19 protein-coding genes are annotated in these 19,942 nt (G+C 53.3%); 8 read left to right on the forward strand and 11 right to left on the reverse strand.

The features are described from left to right. The first annotated feature begins 132 nt into the window (after positions 1–132). From HV261_RS03300 to glyS, 3 genes are all read left to right on the forward strand, one after another. On the forward strand, positions 133–441 hold the full coding sequence (locus HV261_RS03300) for a YsaB family lipoprotein (RefSeq protein WP_202037450.1): 309 nt from the start codon (positions 133–135) through the stop codon (positions 439–441). A gap of 95 nt (positions 442–536) precedes the next feature. Next, on the forward strand, positions 537–1,448 hold the full coding sequence (gene glyQ, locus HV261_RS03305) for a glycine--tRNA ligase subunit alpha (RefSeq protein ID WP_001168551.1): 912 nt from the start codon (positions 537–539) through the stop codon (positions 1,446–1,448). Positions 1,449–1,457: 9 nt separating this feature from the next. Next, positions 1,458–3,527, forward strand: coding sequence for a glycine--tRNA ligase subunit beta (gene glyS / locus HV261_RS03310; RefSeq protein WP_202037451.1), 2,070 nt, complete (start codon positions 1,458–1,460; stop codon positions 3,525–3,527). A 113-nt stretch (positions 3,528–3,640) separates the two neighbouring features. Here glyS and cueP read toward each other — a convergent pair whose 3' ends face one another. From cueP to HV261_RS03325, 3 genes are all read right to left on the reverse strand, one after another. Next, entirely contained in the window at positions 3,641–4,180 is a 540-nt protein-coding gene (cueP, locus tag HV261_RS03315) for a copper-binding periplasmic metallochaperone CueP (protein WP_202037452.1), read from the reverse strand. A gap of 186 nt (positions 4,181–4,366) precedes the next feature. Next, positions 4,367–4,579, reverse strand: coding sequence for a transcription antiterminator/RNA stability regulator CspE (gene cspE / locus HV261_RS03320; RefSeq protein WP_000014594.1), 213 nt, complete (start codon positions 4,577–4,579; stop codon positions 4,367–4,369). A 280-nt stretch (positions 4,580–4,859) separates the two neighbouring features. Beyond that, the gene (locus tag HV261_RS03325) at positions 4,860–5,150 is read right to left on the reverse strand and encodes an HTH-type transcriptional regulator (RefSeq protein ID WP_048213664.1); all 291 of its coding nucleotides are present in this window, start codon (positions 5,148–5,150) and stop codon (positions 4,860–4,862) included. Between the two features lie 380 nt (positions 5,151–5,530). Between HV261_RS03325 and HV261_RS03330 the strand changes: the two genes are divergently transcribed. Then, positions 5,531–6,241, forward strand: a complete 711-nt coding sequence (locus HV261_RS03330) for a DUF3053 domain-containing protein (RefSeq protein ID WP_048213663.1) — start codon at positions 5,531–5,533, stop codon at positions 6,239–6,241. A 61-nt stretch (positions 6,242–6,302) separates the two neighbouring features. Here the strand turns inward: HV261_RS03330 and ghrB are convergent, their stop codons facing one another. From ghrB to HV261_RS03360, 6 genes are all read right to left on the reverse strand, one after another. Further along, positions 6,303–7,277, reverse strand: coding sequence for a glyoxylate/hydroxypyruvate reductase GhrB (gene ghrB, locus HV261_RS03335; RefSeq protein WP_202037453.1), 975 nt, complete (start codon positions 7,275–7,277; stop codon positions 6,303–6,305). Positions 7,278–7,299: 22 nt separating this feature from the next. Then, a complete protein-coding gene (locus HV261_RS03340) occupies positions 7,300–8,580 on the reverse strand; it encodes an MFS transporter (protein ID WP_202037454.1) in 1,281 nt (426 codons plus the stop codon). Between the two features lie 64 nt (positions 8,581–8,644). Further along, entirely contained in the window at positions 8,645–9,583 is a 939-nt protein-coding gene (locus HV261_RS03345) for a sugar kinase (RefSeq protein WP_202037455.1), read from the reverse strand. A 3-nt stretch (positions 9,584–9,586) separates the two neighbouring features. Next, positions 9,587–10,336, reverse strand: a complete 750-nt coding sequence (locus HV261_RS03350) for a sugar phosphate isomerase/epimerase family protein (protein ID WP_202037456.1) — start codon at positions 10,334–10,336, stop codon at positions 9,587–9,589. Between the two features lie 100 nt (positions 10,337–10,436). After that, entirely contained in the window at positions 10,437–11,453 is a 1,017-nt protein-coding gene (locus HV261_RS03355) for a LacI family DNA-binding transcriptional regulator (RefSeq protein ID WP_202037457.1), read from the reverse strand. Positions 11,454–11,594: 141 nt separating this feature from the next. Continuing rightward, a complete protein-coding gene (locus HV261_RS03360; RefSeq protein ID WP_101742802.1) occupies positions 11,595–12,257 on the reverse strand; it encodes an OmpA family lipoprotein in 663 nt (220 codons plus the stop codon). Positions 12,258–12,416: 159 nt separating this feature from the next. Here HV261_RS03360 and HV261_RS03365 point away from each other — a divergent pair, with 159 nt between their 5' ends. Beyond that, positions 12,417–14,750: a molybdopterin guanine dinucleotide-containing S/N-oxide reductase gene (locus tag HV261_RS03365; protein ID WP_202037458.1), complete on the forward strand. Its 2,334-nt coding sequence runs from the start codon at positions 12,417–12,419 to the stop codon at positions 14,748–14,750. Here the strand turns inward: HV261_RS03365 and HV261_RS03370 are convergent. Beyond that, positions 14,719–15,159, reverse strand: a complete 441-nt coding sequence (locus HV261_RS03370; RefSeq protein ID WP_202037459.1) for an N-acetyltransferase — start codon at positions 15,157–15,159, stop codon at positions 14,719–14,721. The genes HV261_RS03365 and HV261_RS03370 overlap by 32 nt on opposite strands. Next, positions 15,149–15,718, reverse strand: coding sequence for a DNA-3-methyladenine glycosylase I (tag, locus tag HV261_RS03375; protein ID WP_202037460.1), 570 nt, complete (start codon positions 15,716–15,718; stop codon positions 15,149–15,151). Before tag ends, HV261_RS03370 begins: the two co-directional genes overlap by 11 nt. A gap of 159 nt (positions 15,719–15,877) precedes the next feature. Here tag and HV261_RS03380 point away from each other — a divergent pair, with 159 nt between their 5' ends. From HV261_RS03380 to eptB, 3 genes are all read left to right on the forward strand, one after another. Then, positions 15,878–16,579, forward strand: coding sequence for an autotransporter domain-containing protein (locus HV261_RS03380; RefSeq protein ID WP_202037461.1), 702 nt, complete (start codon positions 15,878–15,880; stop codon positions 16,577–16,579). Between the two features lie 250 nt (positions 16,580–16,829). Next, the gene (locus HV261_RS03385; protein WP_202037462.1) at positions 16,830–18,032 is read left to right on the forward strand and encodes an L-lactate MFS transporter; all 1,203 of its coding nucleotides are present in this window, start codon (positions 16,830–16,832) and stop codon (positions 18,030–18,032) included. A 209-nt stretch (positions 18,033–18,241) separates the two neighbouring features. Continuing rightward, entirely contained in the window at positions 18,242–19,933 is a 1,692-nt protein-coding gene (gene eptB, locus HV261_RS03390) for a kdo(2)-lipid A phosphoethanolamine 7''-transferase (RefSeq protein WP_202037463.1), read from the forward strand. Positions 19,934–19,942 lie beyond the last annotated feature (9 nt).

Raw genomic sequence — 19,942 nt, forward strand, 5'->3', positions numbered from 1 at the left:
TTGCGAACATCGCTCACTGGATAAATCCGAGTTATTACGCTAAAGCTTGTGATGGCCTGGGGAGATTCTCACAATAGGATCTGTTTCCAGACACTAATAATAAGACTGACCAGCAAACCAGGCGGTAATAAAATGATGATGAAGTATTTCTTTCCAGCCATCCTCACGCTGCTACTGGCGGGGTGCGCCGATCCACAATCGTCAGCACCCGTGCAGAAAGCGCAAAAGGGCAAAATTACTGCCACGCGTTCGCTGGATATGGAGTCATTGTGCAAAAGTGAAGCATCGGAGCGTTATAATACGGGTGCCCAGAAAATTGCGATCACCGGTCTTGAGCAATTCCAGGGTAGCTACGAGATGCGCGGTTCTACCTTCCGTAAAGAGAGTTTTGTCTGCTCATTTGACGCAGACGGGCAGTTTTTGCACCTTTCCATGCGCTAAGTTCCCCCTTTTTCCCGTTTCGTACTGTATATCTTGCAGCTAGCGGGTATACTGATCGCTTCCTTTAAATCCACACGTATCCAGCACGAAATAATATGCAAAAGTTTGATACCAGGACCTTCCAGGGCTTGATCCTGACCTTACAGGATTACTGGGCTCGCCAGGGCTGCACCATCGTTCAACCATTGGACATGGAAGTCGGCGCGGGAACATCTCACCCAATGACCTGCCTGCGTGCACTGGGGCCGGAACCGATGGCGACTGCTTATGTGCAGCCTTCTCGTCGTCCGACCGACGGGCGCTATGGCGAAAACCCGAACCGCTTACAGCACTACTATCAGTTCCAGGTAGTGATTAAGCCGTCACCGGACAATATTCAGGAACTGTACCTGGGTTCTCTGAAAGAGCTGGGTATGGACCCGACCATTCACGATATCCGTTTCGTGGAAGATAACTGGGAAAACCCGACGTTGGGTGCCTGGGGTCTCGGTTGGGAAGTGTGGCTGAACGGCATGGAAGTCACGCAGTTTACCTACTTCCAGCAGGTTGGTGGCCTGGAATGTAAGCCAGTTACCGGGGAAATCACCTACGGTCTGGAACGTCTGGCCATGTACATTCAGGGCGTAGACAGCGTTTACGACCTGGTCTGGAGCGACGGTCCGCTGGGCAAAACAACCTACGGTGACGTGTTCCATCAGAACGAAGTGGAGCAATCCACTTACAACTTCGAATACGCCGATGTGGACTTCCTGTTCACCTGCTTCGAGCAGTACGAGAAAGAAGCACAGCAGCTGCTGGCGCTGGAAAACCCGCTGCCGCTGCCTGCGTATGAACGTATTCTGAAAGCCGCCCATAGCTTCAACCTGCTGGATGCGCGTAAAGCCATCTCCGTCACCGAGCGCCAGCGCTATATCCTGCGCATTCGCACGCTGACCAAAGCAGTGGCAGAAGCTTACTACGCTTCCCGTGAAGCCCTTGGCTTCCCGATGTGCAACAAAGACAAATAAGAGGCGGCCATGTCTGAGAAAACTTTTCTGGTGGAAATCGGCACTGAAGAGCTGCCACCAAAAGCACTGCGCAGCCTGGCTGAGTCCTTTGCTGCGAACTTCACCGCGGAGCTGGATAACGCTGGCCTCGCGCACGGCAATGTTGAGTGGTTTGCTGCTCCGCGTCGTCTGGCGCTGAAAGTCGCTGCCCTGGCGGAATCTCAACCCGATCGTGAAGTTGAGAAGCGCGGACCGGCCATTGCCCAGGCGTTTGATGCTGAAGGTAAACCGAGTAAAGCGGCAGAAGGTTGGGCGCGTGGTTGTGGTATCACCGTTGATCAGGCTGAACGTCTGACGACTGATAAAGGTGAGTGGCTGCTGTACCGTGCGCACGTGAAAGGCGAAAGCGCAGAAACGCTGCTGCCGAACATGATTGCGACTTCGCTGGCGAAGCTGCCGATCCCGAAACTGATGCGCTGGGGCGCGTCTGACGTCCACTTCGTGCGTCCGGTTCACACTGTGACTCTGCTGCTGGGCGACAAAGTGATCCCGGCAACGATTCTGGGTATTCAGTCCGATCGCGTGATCCGCGGTCATCGCTTTATGGGCGAGCCGGAATTCACCATCGATTCTGCCGACCAGTACCCAGAAATCCTGCGCCAGCGCGGCAAAGTGATCGCGGATTACGCTGAGCGTAAAGCGAAAATCAAAGCCGATGCTGAAGAAGCGGCGCGTAAGATTGGCGGTAATGCTGACCTGAGTGAAAGCCTGCTGGAAGAAGTCACCTCGCTGGTGGAATGGCCGGTAGTGTTGACTGCGAAGTTCGAAGAGAAATTCCTCGCGGTGCCGTCTGAAGCGCTGGTACACACCATGAAAGGTGACCAGAAGTACTTCCCGGTTTATGCGAACGACGGCAAACTGCTGCCGAACTTTATCTTCGTTGCCAACATCGAATCGAAAGATCCGAGCCAGATTATCTCCGGTAACGAGAAGGTGGTTCGTCCGCGTCTGGCGGATGCCGAGTTCTTCTTCAATACTGACCGTAAAAAACGTCTGGAAGACCATCTGCCGCGTCTGCAAACCGTGCTGTTCCAACAGCAACTGGGTACGCTGCGTGACAAGACTGATCGTATTCAGGTGCTGGCGGGTTGGATTGCCGAACAGATTGGCGCTGATGTCAACCATGCCACCCGCGCGGGCCTGCTGTCCAAGTGCGACCTGATGACCAACATGGTCTTCGAGTTCACCGACACCCAGGGCGTAATGGGCATGCACTACGCACGTCATGATGGCGAAGCGGAAGATGTGGCCGTTGCGTTGAACGAGCAGTATCAGCCGCGCTTCGCCGGTGATGACCTGCCGTCTAACCCGGTTGCCTGTGCGGTGGCGATTGCCGATAAGATGGACACCCTGGCGGGTATCTTCGGCATCGGTCAGCATCCGAAAGGCGATAAAGACCCGTTTGCATTGCGTCGTGCCGCGCTCGGCGTGCTGCGTATCATCGTTGAGAAGAACCTGAATCTGGATCTGCAAACGCTGACGGAAGAAGCGGTACGTCTGTATGGCGACAAGCTGACCAACGCCAACGTGGTGGATGACGTTATCGACTTCATGCTGGGACGCTTCCGCGCCTGGTATCAGGACGAAGGCTATACCGTAGATACCATTCAGGCCGTGCTGGCGCGTCGTCCGACTCGTCCGGCTGATTTCGATGCGCGTATGAAGGCGGTTTCGCACTTCCGTACGCTGGAAGCCGCTTCTGCACTGGCTGCCGCGAACAAGCGTGTATCGAATATTCTGGCGAAATCCGAAGAAACGCTGAATGAGCGTGTTAATGCGGCAACGCTGAAAGAGCCGGAAGAAATTGCGCTGGCGATGCAGGTTGTGGTGTTGCGCGATAAGCTGGAGCCTGTCTTCGCTGCGGGGAACTATCAGGAAGCGCTGGTTGAATTAGCTGAGCTGCGTGCGCCGGTCGATGCGTTCTTCGAGAAAGTGATGGTGAACGTAGAGGATAAAGACCTGCGTATTAACCGTCTTTCTATGCTCGAAAAACTGCGCGAGCTGTTCCTGCGCGTGGCGGATATTTCGCTGCTGCAGTAACGGTTCTGAGTTGACTTAGAAAATGCCGGATGGTGGCTGTGCCTTATCCGGCCTACGAGAAAGACACCTGTAGGCCGGATAAGCATTGCGCTATCCGGCATTTTTTTATGCGTTTAGCGCAACTGCAACTCAGTCAGGCAGGTCTGGCTGTCATTCATGGTCTTAATTGTATGCGCTGCACTTTTTCCGTTGTAACTCACTTCAATCGTGCCTTCCATATTGCGCGGTAACCAAACCCCGACGAAGCCATTTCGCCCACTTTTCATCTCTTTTTGTACCACCACATCCCCTTTGCTATCTGTCACTTTGACGTTGAATTTTTTCCCTGGCATTTCGCCCTGACAACCGGAAAGGCTGTGGTTGAAACAAGGGTGTGTTTGCCACTCATAAGGGGCAAATGACAGATAGAACTTATCCCCGAGCGGCATCGTATACACCTGGTCGCCCGAAGAGAGCTTCAGCGCGGTGCTGGTGATGGACGCTGAGTACGGCAGCGGGCGGCTCTGCGGTGATTGGTCAATGGTCTCGACTATTTGCTCGACGGATTTCCCGCTGAGTCCGTGTTCAGCCAGGAAGTTGGCTTCCGGCGTTACCGCGAAGGCGGTACCGGTTGTGAGCAAACCTAAAAATAACAGCAGTGAGGATTTCGACATAGCTTCAATTCCTTGTGAAAATTGTGGAATATAAACTCGCTCACTATAAAGCTTGCCCTTAGGGAAAGGTCAAAGGTGTGATGGGTAAAGTAATGCAAAGACGCGTTCGGGAGAGGGGGCGCGGAGAACAAATAAAAAAAAATCCCCGCCGTTTGGCAGGGATTCAGAATCTTGAGCTTTTTAAGCTTACAGGCTGGTTACGTTGCCAGCTGCCGGGCCTTTAGCGCCGCTTTCGATGGTGAAGGAAACTTTCTGACCTTCGTCCAGGGATTTGTAGCCATCGTTCTGGATAGCAGAGAAGTGTACGAACACGTCTTTAGAGCCATCGTCAGGAGTGATGAAGCCGAAACCTTTGTCAGCGTTGAACCATTTTACGATACCAGTCATTTTACCGGACATAGTGTATTACCTTTTAAAAAATAAGTGTGCCTTTCGGCGATATGGCGTGCTTTACAGATTTTTTAACAGTAAAGGAAATGCTCACTACGAAGGGTATCAACGATAACTCTTGAAGGGACTTGCCTTACTAAACTGCTGTAATGGTCTGTACGTCAAACCGTTGAGCGCATTAACTCATTTTACGCCGGTGGATGCAACTACTATTTTCTTTTTTGTGGATATTGGCAGTGGAGGAACGGCCCTTCTGTAGGACCGCTCTTAGGATAAATTTGAAAATAACTCAATCCATCAACTGCTTACTTAATCGTGGGTCTGCCTGAATCAGGCGCATCAACTTCAATTCGGTACTGGATGGCTTCACGCGTTTAGACTCCCATTCATGAACCATCGCGACCGTCACGCCCATCACCCGGGCGAAATCATCTGTTTTTAAACCTGTCCCTCGTCGTAGTTGTTCAAATTCAGCGAAAGGGTTGGTTTTTTGCGTCTGAGTAACCGTCTGCGATACATCTTTAAAAACAATCTGCTCCAGACTGCTTAGCAGTTCAAACATAGGATCTTTGTATTCCATTGAGAACTCCTATAAATCACACAGCGGGATCGTGAATTTCATCGAAGCTCATTAAGCGTAGTCGGAAAAAATGAAGGCGAATTTAAGGTATACGTTGTGGATTCGTTTCAGCGAATCGCGGGTGACAACCTTTAGTTGGCTAACGAACTGATAAAGGTCGGGATCTCCGATCGAACCCTTCCAATTGTAAAGATGACTAAAATTGAGTGCCGTTATGTGAATGGAGCATTGTTGAGCAAAACACCGGGCGGCGGAAACCGTTATTTTCCCCGACAAGATTACGCGGAAAGGGTATCTTGCGGGGCTGACCTGGACTATCCTTGTCAACGTCAGGCACGCGGGTGTCGTTGTGCGCATTTTTGGGTGAAAGGAGTATTAAAATGGCGACAGGTAAGTCCTGCTCTCGCTGGTTTGCGCCTGTTTTGGCGCTCTTAATGGTAGTTGGCCTGAGTGGGTGTTTTGATAAAGAAGGCGATCAACGCAAAGCGTTTATCGATTTTCTGCAGAATACTGCAATGCGTAGCGGAGAGCGTTTACCGACGCTGACTGCCGATCAGAAAAAACAGTTTGGCCCGTTTGTGTCCGATTACGCGATTCTTTATGGCTATTCACAGCAGGTAAATCAGGCAATGGACTCCGGTCTGCGCCCGGTTGTTGATAGCGTAAACGCAATCCGTGTTCCTCAGGATTATATGACTCAGCGTGAACCGCTGCGTCAGGCAAATGGCGCGCTGGGCGTGTTAGGACAACAGTTGCAGAATGCGAAGCTACAGGCAGATGCTGCCCATGGCGCGCTGAAGCAGGGTGATGACCTGAAACCTGTCTTTGATCAGGTTTACAGCAAAGTCGTGACCGCACCGGCAGAGGCGTTACAGCCGCTGATCCCAGCCGCGCAAGTTTTCACGCAGCAGTTGGTGCAGGTAGGCGATTTTATCGCGCAGCAGGATACGCAGGTGAGCTTTGTTGCGAACGGCATCCAGTTCCCAACCTCACAACAGGCCAGTCAGTACAATACGCTGATTGGCCCGCTGGCGGCGCAGCATCAGGCATTTAATCAGGCATGGACTGCTGCGGTGAATGCCGCGCAGTAATCGTCGTACGGTAAGACACATTAAAGGCCGGGTGAGCATCAATGCTACCCGGCCTTTTGTGTTATTTGGCCACTTGCGGATTCACACAGTTCTTCTCAACTTTCCCCTGCAGCGCGTCAATTAAGTTATCCACAGCACAAGCCGCCATGTTATAGCGCGTTTCATGCGTAGCTGAACCAATATGCGGTACCGCCACCACATTTGGCAGCGACAGCAGCGGTGAGTCTGACGGCAACGGCTCTTGTTCAAACACATCCAGGCCCGCGGCATGAATCTCCCCGCTTTGCAGTGCGGCGATCAGTGCATTTTCATCCACCACTGGGCCACGCCCGGCGTTAATGAAAATGGCAGAAGACTTCATTTTGGCAAACTGTTCGGTACTGAACAGATGGTGGGTTTCGTCCGTTAACGGCAGAATCAGGCAAACAAAATCCGATTCCTGCAGCAGCGTATCCAGGTCGCAGTAGCGTGCGTTGAAACGTTCTTCCGCTTCCTGATGGTGACGGCGTGCGTTGTAGAGAATCGGCATGCTAAAGCCGAAATGCGCACGTTGCGCCAGCGCCAGCCCAATGCGTCCCATGCCGACAATGCCCAGCGTCTTGTGGTGAACATCGGTACCAAACCAGTCGGCCCCGATGCTTTTTGTCCATTCGCCTGCCTTCACGCGTTCTGCGACTTCCACCACGCGTCGCGCCGTACTTAACACCAGCGCCATTACCGTGTCCGCCACGGTTTCTGTCAGCACCGTTGGCGTGTGCATCAGCAGCACCTTACGTGCGTTTAAGGCCTCAACGTCGAAATTGTCATAGCCTACGGAGATGGTGGAGGTCGCACGCAGTTTCGGCATTTTCTCCAGCAGGGCGGTATTGACGGCTTCACTGGAGCCCAGCAGGCCTTCCGCGCTGGCAAAGGCTGCAGCGTGCTGTGCTACGGTTTCCGCACGCAGGTTAGGCACCTGAGTGACAGTAAAATGCTCTTCCAGGCGATGCAGTAAATCGTCAGGTAACGCTTTATAGAGAATAATGGACGGCTTCATGCGAATCTCCGTAAGTTAAAATTTAAGCGTGGCGTGCGCCAACCGGAATTTGAGAATTATTAGCAGGCTTAACAATTAAAGTTAGCCACACTGAGACAAAAAGCGCTACCCCCATAAAAATGTATGAGGCGGACGGGCTGCCGGTGGTGCCATTGAGGTAGCCGACAAACCAGGAACCAAAGAATGAGCCTAATGCACCCATGCTGTTGATCAATGCCATGGCTCCCCCAGCGACGTTGCGCGGCAACATCTCAGGAATGATGGCGAAGAAGGGACCATACGGGGCGTACATGGCCGCACCGGCTATCACCAGCAGTGTGTAAGAAATCCAGAAGTGGTCTGCGCCAACGGCCCAGGAACCAATAAAAGCGAAAGCGGCAATTAGCAGCAGTGGCCAGACAAACAGCTTACGGTTTTGCAGTTTATCGGAAGCCCATGAAACCAGGATCATCGCCGCCGTTGCGGCCAGATACGGAACGGACGAAAGCCAACCGACCTCTACCATACCCAGGTTGGCACCGCCGCTGCGGATAATTGACGGCAACCACAGAACAAAACCGTAGACGCCAATACTCCAGGCAAAGTACTGCATGCACAGCAGAATAACGTTACGTGAACGGAACGCTTCGCCGTAGTTACGCACGGCTTTGATACCCTGCTGTTCTTTTTCTAACTGGGCCTGCAGCGCGGCTTTTTCGGATTCTGACAACCAGCCCACCTGCGACGGTTTATCTTTTACCAGTACCCACCAGCAGAACGCCCAGATGATGGCCGGAAAACCTTCAATGATGAACATTTCACGCCAGCCCAGCGCCTGAATCAGGTATCCGGACACGACGGACATCCACAGGACGGTGACTGGGTTACCGAGGATCAGGAAGGTATTGGCACGCGAACGCTCGGACTTCGTAAACCAGTTACTGATATAAATCAGCATGGCCGGCATGACCGCGGCTTCAACGACGCCAAGAATGAAGCGAATGGCGGCAAGCATTGGAATATTGCTGACCATCCCGGTCAGTGACGCGCAGGCGCCCCACAGAATCAGACAGACAAAAATCAGTTTACGTACGCTGCGGCGTTCGGCGTAAATTGCGCCTGGGATCTGAAAGAAGAAATAGCCGAGAAAAAACAGTGCCCCCAGCAGAGAGGAGATCCCTTTGGTAATGCCGAGGTCCTCGTTGATACCGGCGGCGGAGGCGAAGCTGAAGTTCGCGCGGTCAAGGTACGCCAGGCTGTACGTGATAAACACGATTGGCATGATGTACCACCAGCGTTTTGCTGCATTAGTTGAGCTATTCATAGACTGCCCTCTGGTTATGCTGATACGCCGCCTCTGTATGTAGGGTACAGAGTTGGCCGGGAATTTATTCCCCTAATTGTTCACGTGTGGGTAATCCTTCGCTGTCGCCCTGGACCTGAATGGCCAGAGCGCCAATTTTATTGCCCCGGGTCACTGCCTGATGCAGCGTTCGGCCTTCCAGCAGCGCGCTGATAACGCCGACGGCAAAGCCATCACCCGCACCGACGGTATCGACCACATTGTCGACTTTCACCGGCGCGACGCTGCCTTGCTCGCCGCTAGCTGCTTTGTACCAGGCCCCATCAGCCCCGGTCTTCACGATGACGGCCTTCACGCCATGACGCAGATAAAAGTCTGCAATGGCTTCGGGTGTCTGTTGTCCGGTTAAAATCATGCCCTCTTTTAACCCCGGTAGTACCCAGTCCGCCTGGAATGCCAGTCGGTTGAGTTTTTCCACCATCTCGCCTTCGCTTTTCCACAATACCGGGCGCAAATTCGGGTCGAACGAGATGGTCTTCCCCTGGGCTTTCATGGTGCGGGCGGTGTGCGCCAGTAGTTCATAGGAGCTGGCAGACAGCGCGGCCGCAACGCCGCTCAGGTGCAGGTGGCGTGCGCTGGAGAAATACCCATCGTGATAATCCTCAACGCTGAGATGGCTGGCTGCAGAGCCTTTGCGGAAATATTCCACAATGGGATCGGTTCCATTTTCAACTTTAGATTTAAGCTGAAAGCCGGTAGCGTAGCGTCCGTCCAGAGTGACTCCCTGCGCATCAATCCCTTCTTTCTCCAGCGACTTAATAATAAAACGGCCAAAACTGTCGTTACCCACGCGGCTGACCCAGCCTACGTTCAGACCCAGACGAGCAAGGCCGGTCGCCACGTTAAGTTCAGCGCCTGCAACGCGTTTAATAAACTGCTCCACGTCCGCCAAATCACCGGTTTGCGTGGCGACAAACATCGCCATCGCTTCACCAATGGTGACAACGTCCAGTGAATTTTTCATGTGTTACTCCTTGCGTAACAGAGCGACGTAATGACGGGTAACCGCCGTCAAGTCTTGCCCTTCCAGGGGGAATTCAATGCCGCGCGGAACATCTGCGGGCAACGTGTCCAGCAGCGCCAGCCAGCGTGGTTCTGCGCGATCGGGCGGCACGGCACGGTAACTGTCACGATGTGGTGTGGCGGCTTTCACATGGATATATCCAACGCTTGAGGCCAATTGCTGTGCAGCCTCTTCCGGAGAATCACCTACCCACAACCAGTTACCCATATCGAAGGTCAGAGAAATGGGCAGATTGAATGCCTGACAGGCATCGTTAAAGCGCTTCATCGGTTGCAGGCGTCCACAGGATGTTTGATCGTTTTCGACAACCAGCTCCATCCCGCTGTTGTCCAGCCATTCGCGCAACACGTCGAACTGTCCGTCATGGGCAAAATGGCCGAGGGAAACTTTTAACCACAGTGCTTGCAGGGCTTGCGCTTCCTGGAGTAGTTCCGGAAGGCGAGGATTAAGATTTCCGCCTTCGGTGAACAGCGGTTCGGGGGCGGAGTAGCATGCCAGCAGGCCGAAAATTTCAATAGCAGAGGCCATTGTCGGCAGTGTTTTTAGCTCGGCGTCGGTCAGCATCTCGCGGCGGATTTCAACCCCGTCAGCACCGGCTTCGGCAATGATGGGCAGCAGGGCCGTTTGCCCACCTGCGGCGCGTACCTGGTCGTAGCCGTAAGCGGCAGTGACCACCATAATTTTTCTTTTCATGGAAACTCCAAAACTAGCGTTCTTGCTATAACGCTAGATGGAACCGGTTCCAAAGAAAAGCCTGTGATGTTGAATTTATGATCACCATCACGAAGGAAATTTAGCGGGCGGTGGAGCCACGAACGATCAGTTCGCCGGAAAAAAACTGTTCCTGGATTGCGTCTGAGTCGCCATCGATCCGGCGTACTACCTGCTCGACGGCGGTGTAGCCAATCTGCCAGGTGGGCTGTTTTAGCGTGGTGATACCGACGCCAGCCAGCTCGGCCCATTCCAGCTCGTCAAACCCGAGCAGACCGATGTCGCTGCCCCAGTTGAGGCCAATACGCTTTAACGCGCGGGCAACCTGCAACGTCAGGGCGCCATTGGCAGAGATAACGGCTTTGCGCATCCCGCGATGCTGCTGGTGAAACTGGCGCAGCGTGTCATCGAGTTGCGTATTGTCCGTTAGCGGGACTTCCGCATTTTGTGCGATGACACCAGGGGATTGTGCGAGCGTGGCGCGAAAGGCGCTCAGGCGCTCGCGGCGAGTATTCACCATCCCCAGCGGCTCGCTAAGGAACAGAATGGCTTCAAAACCTTGTTCAAGCAGGTGTTCGGTAGCGACGGTCGCTGCCTGGGTGTTATCCAGCCCGACCATATCGCAGGCGAAATCCGGGATCTTACGGTCAATCAGTACCATTGGCAGCGCAGACTGTTGCAGACGGTTCAGTCCTTCTTCACGCATCCCGACGGCGTTCACCACGATCCCTTCGACCTGGTAGCTGCGCAGCAGGTCGAGATAATGCAGCTCCTGATCCACTTCGTTGTTGGTGTTACAGACCAGCGGGGTAAAACCTTTGTCACGGCAGGCGGCTTCAATACCGCTTAACACGTTGACGGAGTAGGGGTTGGTTATATCGGCGATAATCAGGCCAATCAGACGGGTACGCCCATGCTTCAGGCCTCTGGCCATCAGGCTGGGACGGTAGTCGAGTTCGGCAATGGCTTTTTCAATGCGGGCTAACAGCGCGTCGGATAGCAGATGCTTTTCACCGTTGAGGTAGCGTGAAATGCTGGTCTTGCCGGTTTTTGCGGCCTTTGCCACATCGCTGATGGTTGCCCGTGTTGATTTGCTCATCGCTGATTTCCCTGGATTTAGTGAGAATACCTTAGCGGGAAAATCTGACGAAGCAAGTAATTTGCCCGGTGGCGCTGTGCTTACCGGGCCTACATGTCGAACGTAGGCCGGGTAGGACGAAGCCGTCACCCGGCTCAACGATTACTGCACAGGGCTCAAGGTAATCTCTACGCGACGGTTCTGCGCTTTACCTTCCGCCGTGCTGTTGCTGGCGATGGGGTTCGCCGGGCCCATACCCTGAGTGCGAATGCGGTTCGCTGCCACGCCCTGGGTAATCAATGCACTGGCGACGGAGTCGGCACGCTGCTGTGACAGACGCATGTTCAAATCCTGGCTGCCTGTGCTGTCGGTGAAGCCCAACACGTTGACGGCGGTTTTATTGTACTCTTTCAGTACCATTGCCACACCGGTCAGCGTGTTTGCGCCCGCCGGTTTCAGGTTGGCGCTGCTGCTGTCGAAGGTGACATTGTTTGGCATGTTCAGAATGATGTTATCGCCACTACGCGTCACGCTGACGCCTGTTCCCTGCATTTTCTCGCGCAGTTTTGCTTCCTGCACATCCATGTAATAACCGATACCGCCACCCACAGCCGCACCTGCCGCTGCACCAATCAGCGCGCCTTTGCCGCGATCTTTCTTCGAAGACGAGAGGGCGCCAATACCTGCACCCACCAGGGAACCGATACCCGCGCCGATGCCGGATTTTCCTGCTTCTCGCTCGCCGGTGTAAGGGTTTGTTGTGCAGCCAGATACCGCCAGGGCGCCGCTCACGATGGCAGCAATAACAAATACACGTTTCTTCATCTTAATTCCTTAATGACTTTTTTCTTCTTTACCACAGCGACCGTGGCGGTTGATTATGACGTCTGAACATGAAGAAAATTCCAGGGAAGACTCTGAAATTTGTAAGTAACATTGAACGGCATAACCATAAGCCGTCACATCGCATTCAGGAGCGCCATCTTGGCTAATTCACCTGCACATTACCCGGTGTTAACTGCCGCACACTGGGGGCCCATTGTTGTCGAAACCGATGGCGAGACTGTTTTTTCATCCCGGGGGGCATTACCCACCTCTCATCCCAACTCGCTGCAAACCGTGGTTCGCGATCAGGTACACAGTAAAACGCGGGTACGTTTTCCCATGGTGCGTAAAGGATTCCTTGCCTCGCCGGATAATCCGCAAGGCGTGCGCGGGCAGGATGAGTTTGTTCGTGTAAGCTGGGACGATGCGCTGAATCTTATCGATGCGCAGCATAAGCGCATCCGTGGCAGTTACGGCCCAGCCTCGATTTTTGCCGGCTCGTACGGCTGGCGGTCGAACGGTGTATTACACAAAGCGGCGACCTTGCTACAGCGCTATATGGCGCTGGCGGGGGGATATACCGGGCACCTGGGGGATTATTCTACGGGGGCGGCGCAGGCCATCATGCCGTATGTGGTAGGTGGCAACGAAGTTTACCAGCAGCAGACCAGCTGGCCGATGGTGCTGGAGCATAGCGATGTGGTGGTGCTGTGGAGCGCTAACCCGCTGAATACGCTGAAAATTGCCTGGAATGCTTCTGACGAACAGGGTATTGCTTACTTTGAAGCGCTGCGCGATAGCGGTAAGCGATTGATCTGCATCGATCCAATGCGATCGGAAAGCGTGGCGTTCTTTGGCGACAAAATGGAATGGATCGCCCCGCATATGGGGACCGACGTAGCGTTGATGCTGGGTATCGCGCATACGCTGGTGGAAAACGACTGGCATGACGAGGATTTCCTCGCCCGTTGTACAACCGGATATGATTCGTTCGCCGACTACCTGCTGGGTAAATCCGATGGGATAGCGAAAACGGCAGAATGGGCGGCTGAAATTTGTGGTATTCCGGCGGCGAAGATACGCGAACTTGCGGAGATATTTCACCAAAACACCACCATGCTGATGGCGGGATGGGGCATGCAACGCCAGCAGTATGGCGAGCAGAAACACTGGATGATCGTCACCCTGGCCGCCATGCTCGGTCAAATTGGCACGCCCGGCGGCGGATTTGGACTGTCGTATCATTTTGCCAACGGTGGGAACCCGACGCGTCGTGCAGCGGTACTGGCTTCGATGCAAGGGAGCCTCAAAGGCGGCACCGACGCGGTGGATAAAATCCCGGTGGCGCGTATCGTTGAGGCGCTGGAAAACCCCGGCGGTTTCTATCAACACAACGGTATGGATCGCCATTTCCCGGACATCCGCATGCTCTGGTGGGCCGGTGGCGCAAACTTCACGCATCACCAGGATACCAACCGTCTGATCCGCGCCTGGCAAAAGCCGGAGCTGGTGGTTATTTCGGAGTGTTTCTGGACCGCTGCGGCGAAGCATGCCGATATCGTGTTACCCGCGACAACCTCTTTTGAACGTAACGATTTGACCATGACCGGAGACTACAGCAACCAGCATCTGGTGCCGATGAAGCAGGTCGTGCCGCCACAGGCTGAAGCGCGCAACGATTTTGATGTTTTTGCCGAGCTTAGCGAGCGCTGGGAACAGGGCGGTTATACCCGATTCACTGAGGGGAAAAGCGAACTGGCGTGGCTGGACACTTTTTACGACATTGCAGCGCAGCGTGGCGCCAGCCAGCAGGTTACACTGCCGCCCTTCGCTGAATTCTGGCAAAAGAATGCACTGATCGAAATGCCGGAAAACGCCGCAAATACGCAGTTCATCCGTTTTGCTGATTTTCGCCGCGATCCACAGGCGCATCCGCTGAAAACGGACAGTGGAAAAATTGAAATCTATTCTGCAAAAATTGCAGGTTACGGCTATGCAGATTGTGCAGGACACCCGATGTGGCTGGAGCCCGATGAGTGGTTCGGCAATGCCGAACCCGACCAACTGCAGGTGCTCTCCGCCCATCCGGCTCACCGTTTGCACAGCCAGCTCAACTACAGTGCGTTACGCGAACAGTATGCGGTGGCGGATCGGGAGCCGGTGACGATTCACCCGCAGGATGCGCAAGCGCGGGGGATCGCAGATGGCGATATGGTCAGGGTGTGGAACCACCGCGGGCACATCCTGGCGGGTGCTGTTGTGACGACAGGGATCAAACCCGGCGTCATCTGTATTCACGAGGGGGCCTGGCCTGATTTGGACCCGGCCGCCGACGGTATTTGTAAAAATGGCGCTGTCAACGTGCTGACCAAAGATCTCCCCAGCTCGAAGCTGGGGAACGGCTGTGCGGGCAATACCGCGCTGGCGTGGCTGGAGAAGTACAGTGGGCCGAACCTGGCGCTTACGGCGTTTGATCCACCTGCCAGCCCATAATCCAGGTTGGATGGTGAGTCTCTTCCTGCCATGCGCTGTCTTCAATGCGAAAGCCCAGTGCGTGGTAGAAGTTTACCGCTGATTGATTCTTTTGGTAGACCTCCAGGCTGAGCCACGAAAAGCGCTGCTGCACATGTTGCACCAGCGCTTTGCCGATGCCGCTTCTGATGGCGGCGGGCTCTACAAACAGCGCGCCTAAAAAGCGCTCTTCCATCACGCTGGCAAAACCTTTGACCACACCGTTTTCATCCCACACCCAGGTTTGCGCAGCGGGCAGGTAGACATCACGTACGATAGGCTCACTCTCGCGCCAGTAGCGTTCTTCAATAAAAGGATGGGCAAAAATGGTGCTTTCCATCCACAGTGCCAGAATGGGTGCCAGATCGTCAGCGTTGGATTCACGAATCATGTTGTTCTCCTGGGTAGCACATGCAGCCGATGACATGGTCGTTGACCAGACCGCATGCCTGCATAAAGGAGTAACAGATGGTGGTGCCAACAAACTTAAATCCCCGTTTTTTTAACGCTTTAGAAAGCGCGTCAGAAGCGGGCGTTGAAGTGGGGATATCGCTCAGACTGGCGGCACGGGTTAACTGCGGTTGGTTATCGACGAATGACCAGACGAACTCGCTAAACGGCTCACCGTTTTGCTCCATTGCCAAAAAGGCGCGGGCGTTGCCGATAATGGCCTGAATCTTTCCCCGATGACGAATAATACCGGCATCCAGTACCAGCCTTTCTACATCCTCTTCGGTCATCGCCGCAACGGTTGCAGGATCGAAGTGGTGGAATGCCTGGCGATAGTTTTCCCGTTTCTTCAGCACCGTTATCCACGACAGCCCAGCCTGCTGGCCCTCAAGGCAGATCATTTCGAACAGTTTTTTACCATCGGTTTCCGGGACGCCCCATTCCTTGTCATGATAGGCAATGTATAGTGGATCCTGACTGACCCAGCCGCAACGTTGCATACTCTTCCTCGCTGTTTTTACTGGCGTAAAAATTTCATTCGGCCCGCCTTGACGCGCCCGCTAAAAAGACAATATTTAATACAGGGCCTCATGTGCCCGATATCCTTTAAACAATGACAATAATATCGCCGAATTCGGCTCTTTTCTGGAGTCGCGTTGATGATTATAAGAAACAGTAGTGGTCGTCAGAGGTTAATCCTGGCGAACGTCATCGTCTGTGCGCTGTTTGCCAATACGGCATATGGCTGGCAACAAGAATATATCGTTGATGCGCTGTCCGGTCATACGTCGGAACGCTATACATGGGACAGCGATCACCAACCACGTTATAACGACATCCTGGAAGAGCGCATTCGCTCCACCCAGAACGTGGCGGGGCCGGTGGTGAATCTGGCGGACCAAACGGCTCTGGATGCGACCAGCGGTATGAGCGTGGGCTGGAATTTTCCCCTTTCCCGTAAGGTGACGACGGGGCCCGTCGCAGCCCTGCATTATGATGGTTCAACCACCTCTACCTACAACGAATTTGGCGACAGTGTGACTTCGCTAACACTGACCGATCCGATGTGGCATGCCAGCGTGAGTACCCTGGGTTGGCGGGTCGACTCGCAGTTTGGTGATGTGCGGCCATGGGCGCAAATCAGTTATAACCAGCAATTTGGCGAGAATATCTGGAAGGCGCAATCGGGTCTCAATCGTATGGCGGCGACGAGTCAGGAGGGTAACTGGGTCGATGTCACTGTCGGTGCAGATATGCTGCTGAATCAGCATATGGCTGCCTATGCGGCACTTTCTCAGGCAGAAAACAGTACGAATAACAGCGACTACCTGTACACCATGGGAGTGAGCGCCAAATTTTAACAAAAAAAGCCTGGATAAAACACATTTGTAACATATTGGGATCAGGGATCACACGCATTCCAGCGATAGCGTGCACTAACTCCGGCAATAAAATTCAGTAACCCGACTTTTTGTCTCGTCATTCATTCCGCAATCCAGGCATTTCATTCCGTCCTGATGGCATTTCATGCCGTTTTCTCCTGGTCATAAAAGCACTTCGGTATGGTTGTCGGCAGAGAATTTCCCATTTTGTTTATGCAGGAAGACTGCCATGAAAACTTCTGATTATCAGCGTACCCGGTGGCTGACACTGATCGGCACCATCATTACCCAATTTGCATTAGGTTCTGTTTATACCTGGAGCCTGTTCAATGGCGCACTCTCTTCAAAGCTCGATGCACCGGTTAGTCAGGTCGCATTTTCCTTTGGTTTGCTGAGTCTGGGTCTGGCAATCTCTTCTTCCGTCGCCGGGAAGCTTCAGGAACGTTTCGGCGTGAAACGCGTCACCATGGCATCCGGTATCTTACTGGGTGTGGGCTTCTTCTTAACCGCGCATTCCGACAGCCTGATTATGCTGTGGCTGAGTGCCGGTGTACTGGTTGGCCTGGCTGACGGTGCAGGATACCTGTTAACCCTGTCTAACTGCGTGAAATGGTTCCCTGAGCGTAAAGGGCTGATTTCCGCCTTTGCAATCGGTTCTTACGGCCTGGGTAGCCTCGGTTTTAAATTTATCGACAGCCAGCTGCTGAGCTCCGTGGGTCTGGAAAAGACCTTTATGATTTGGGGCGCGATTGTACTGGTGATGATTGTCTTTGGCTCCACGCTGATGAAAGATGCGCCAAACCAGGAAGTTAAAGCCGTGAATGGCGTGGTAGAGAACGACTACACGCTGGCGCAATCCATGCGTAAACCACAGTACTGGATGCTGGCAGTGATGTTCCTGACTGCGTGCATGAGCGGGCTTTACGTGATTGGTGTCGCGAAAGATATCGCCCAAAGCCTGGCAAAAATGGATGTGGCAACAGCGGCGAATGCGGTAACCGTTATTTCTATCGCGAACCTGTCAGGTCGTTTGGTTCTGGGGATTCTGTCCGACAAAATTTCCCGTATTCGCGTTATCACCATTGGTCAGGTTGTTTCGCTGGTGGGTATGGCGGCGCTGCTTTTTGCTCCGCTGAATGAAGTGACATTCTTCGCAGCCATTGCCTGTGTCGCCTTCAACTTCGGTGGCACCATTACGGTCTTCCCGTCACTGGTGAGTGAGTTCTTCGGCCTGAACAACCTGGCGAAAAACTATGGGGTCATCTACCTGGGCTTCGGGATTGGCAGCATCTGCGGGTCAATTATCGCCTCGCTGTTCGGCGGTTTCTATGTGACCTTCTGCGTTATCTTTGCGCTGTTAATCATCTCGCTGGCGCTGTCCACGACCATTCGCCAGCCGCAGCGTAGCGTATTTACTGAGGCACACGCCTGATTTTACACTTCGTCTGATTTATACACGGCGCATATATTTACAAAAATATATGCGCCGTTTGCATTCATCATAAGCACTTTTCACTCCTCCTGTGGTCTACTTAGCCGCGCCCGTAGACATTTCATCTCTGCTGTTGTCGCATTTTCCCCTGTTTGGTCGATTGACCTCTTCACAGGGTGTTTTTATCCCGATTCCCAGGGTTTTTTTGCATGAGATACATTAAATCGATGACGCAGCAAAAGCTTAGTTTCTTGCTTGCGATCTATATCGGTCTGTTTATGAACTGCGCAGTTTTTTATCGCCGCTTCGGCAGCTATGTGCAGGAATTTACCGCGTTGAAAGGAATCTCTGCGGTTGTTGAATTGGCCGGCACCGTGCTGGTTACCTTCTTTTTACTTCGTCTTCTGTCTCTGTTTGGTCGGCGGGCCTGGCGCGTACTGGCTACCTTTGTGGTGCTGTGTTCCGCTGGTGCCAGCTATTACATGACCTTCCTGAATGTGGTAATTGGCTACGGCATTATTGCCTCGGTCATGACAACCGATATTGATTTATCAAAAGAAGTTGTGGGCTGGCATTTTATCGTGTGGCTGGTGTCGGTCAGCATTTTGCCGCTGCTGCTTATCTGGAGTAACCGCTGCCGCTATACCCTGCTAAAACAAATACGTACGCCAGGAATGAGATGGCGTAGCGTGGCCGTTGTTCTGTTGGCTGGCTTGATGGTGTGGGCGCCGATTCGTTTACTTGGAATGCAGCAGAAATCAGTTGAACGGGAAACGGGTATTGATTTGCCCAGCTACGGTGGCGTAGTGGCAAATTCATATTTGCCTTCAAACTGGCTGTCCGCGCTGGGGCTGTATGCCTGGGCGCAGGTTGATGAGTCTTCCGATAACAAGTCGCTGATGAATCCGGCGAAGAAATTTACCTACGTTGCCCCCAAGAATATTGATGATACCTACGTCGTGTTTATTATCGGCGAAACAACCCGCTGGGATCATATGGGTATTTTTGGCTACGAGAGAAATACCACGCCAAAGCTGGCTCAGGAAAAAAACCTGGCCGCTTTCCGCGGATATTCGTGTGATACGGCAACCAAACTTTCGCTACGCTGTATGTTTGTTCGTGAAGGCGGAGCAGAGGAAAACCCGCAGCGTACGCTGAAAGAACAAAACGTCTTTTCCGTACTCAGCCAGCTAGGTTTTAATACCGATCTCTACGCGATGCAAAGTGAGATGTGGTTTTACAGCAACACGATGGCGGAGAACATCGCATATCGTGAGCAGATTGGTGCTGAGCCGCGTAACCGTGGCAAAACGGTTGACGATATGCTGCTGATCTCTGAGATGCAGCAATCAATTAAACCGAACGATAATGGTAAGCACCTGATTATCCTGCATACCAAAGGCTCGCACTTTAACTACACGCAGCGCTATACCCGTGAGTACGCCCAGTGGAAGCCGGAGTGTGTCAATGTTGATAGCGGTTGTTCGAAAGCGCAGATGATTAACTCATTTGATAACTCGGTAACCTATGTTGACCACTTTATCACCAAGGTGTTTGACCAGCTGCGCGATAAGAAAGCGATTGTGTTCTATGCTGCCGATCACGGTGAGTCGATCAACGAGCGTGAGCACCTGCACGGTACGCCACGTAAAATGGCACCGCCAGAGCAGTTCCGCGTTCCTATGTTGGTGTGGATGTCGGATAAGTATCTGGAAGACCCCGATCATGCGAAAGCCTTCGCCCACCTTAAGCAGGAGGCTGATATGAAGGTTCCGCGTCGCCATGTTGAACTGTACGACACCATTCTCGGCTGCCTTGGATATACCTCGCCAAACGGCGGTATAAATGAGAATAACAACTGGTGTCATGTCCCGGACGACAAGAAGGTTGTAGCCCAGTAATGGGCTGCT

This window comes from Citrobacter sp. RHBSTW-00671 (genome assembly GCF_014103415.1).
Taxonomy (GTDB): domain Bacteria; phylum Pseudomonadota; class Gammaproteobacteria; order Enterobacterales; family Enterobacteriaceae; genus Citrobacter.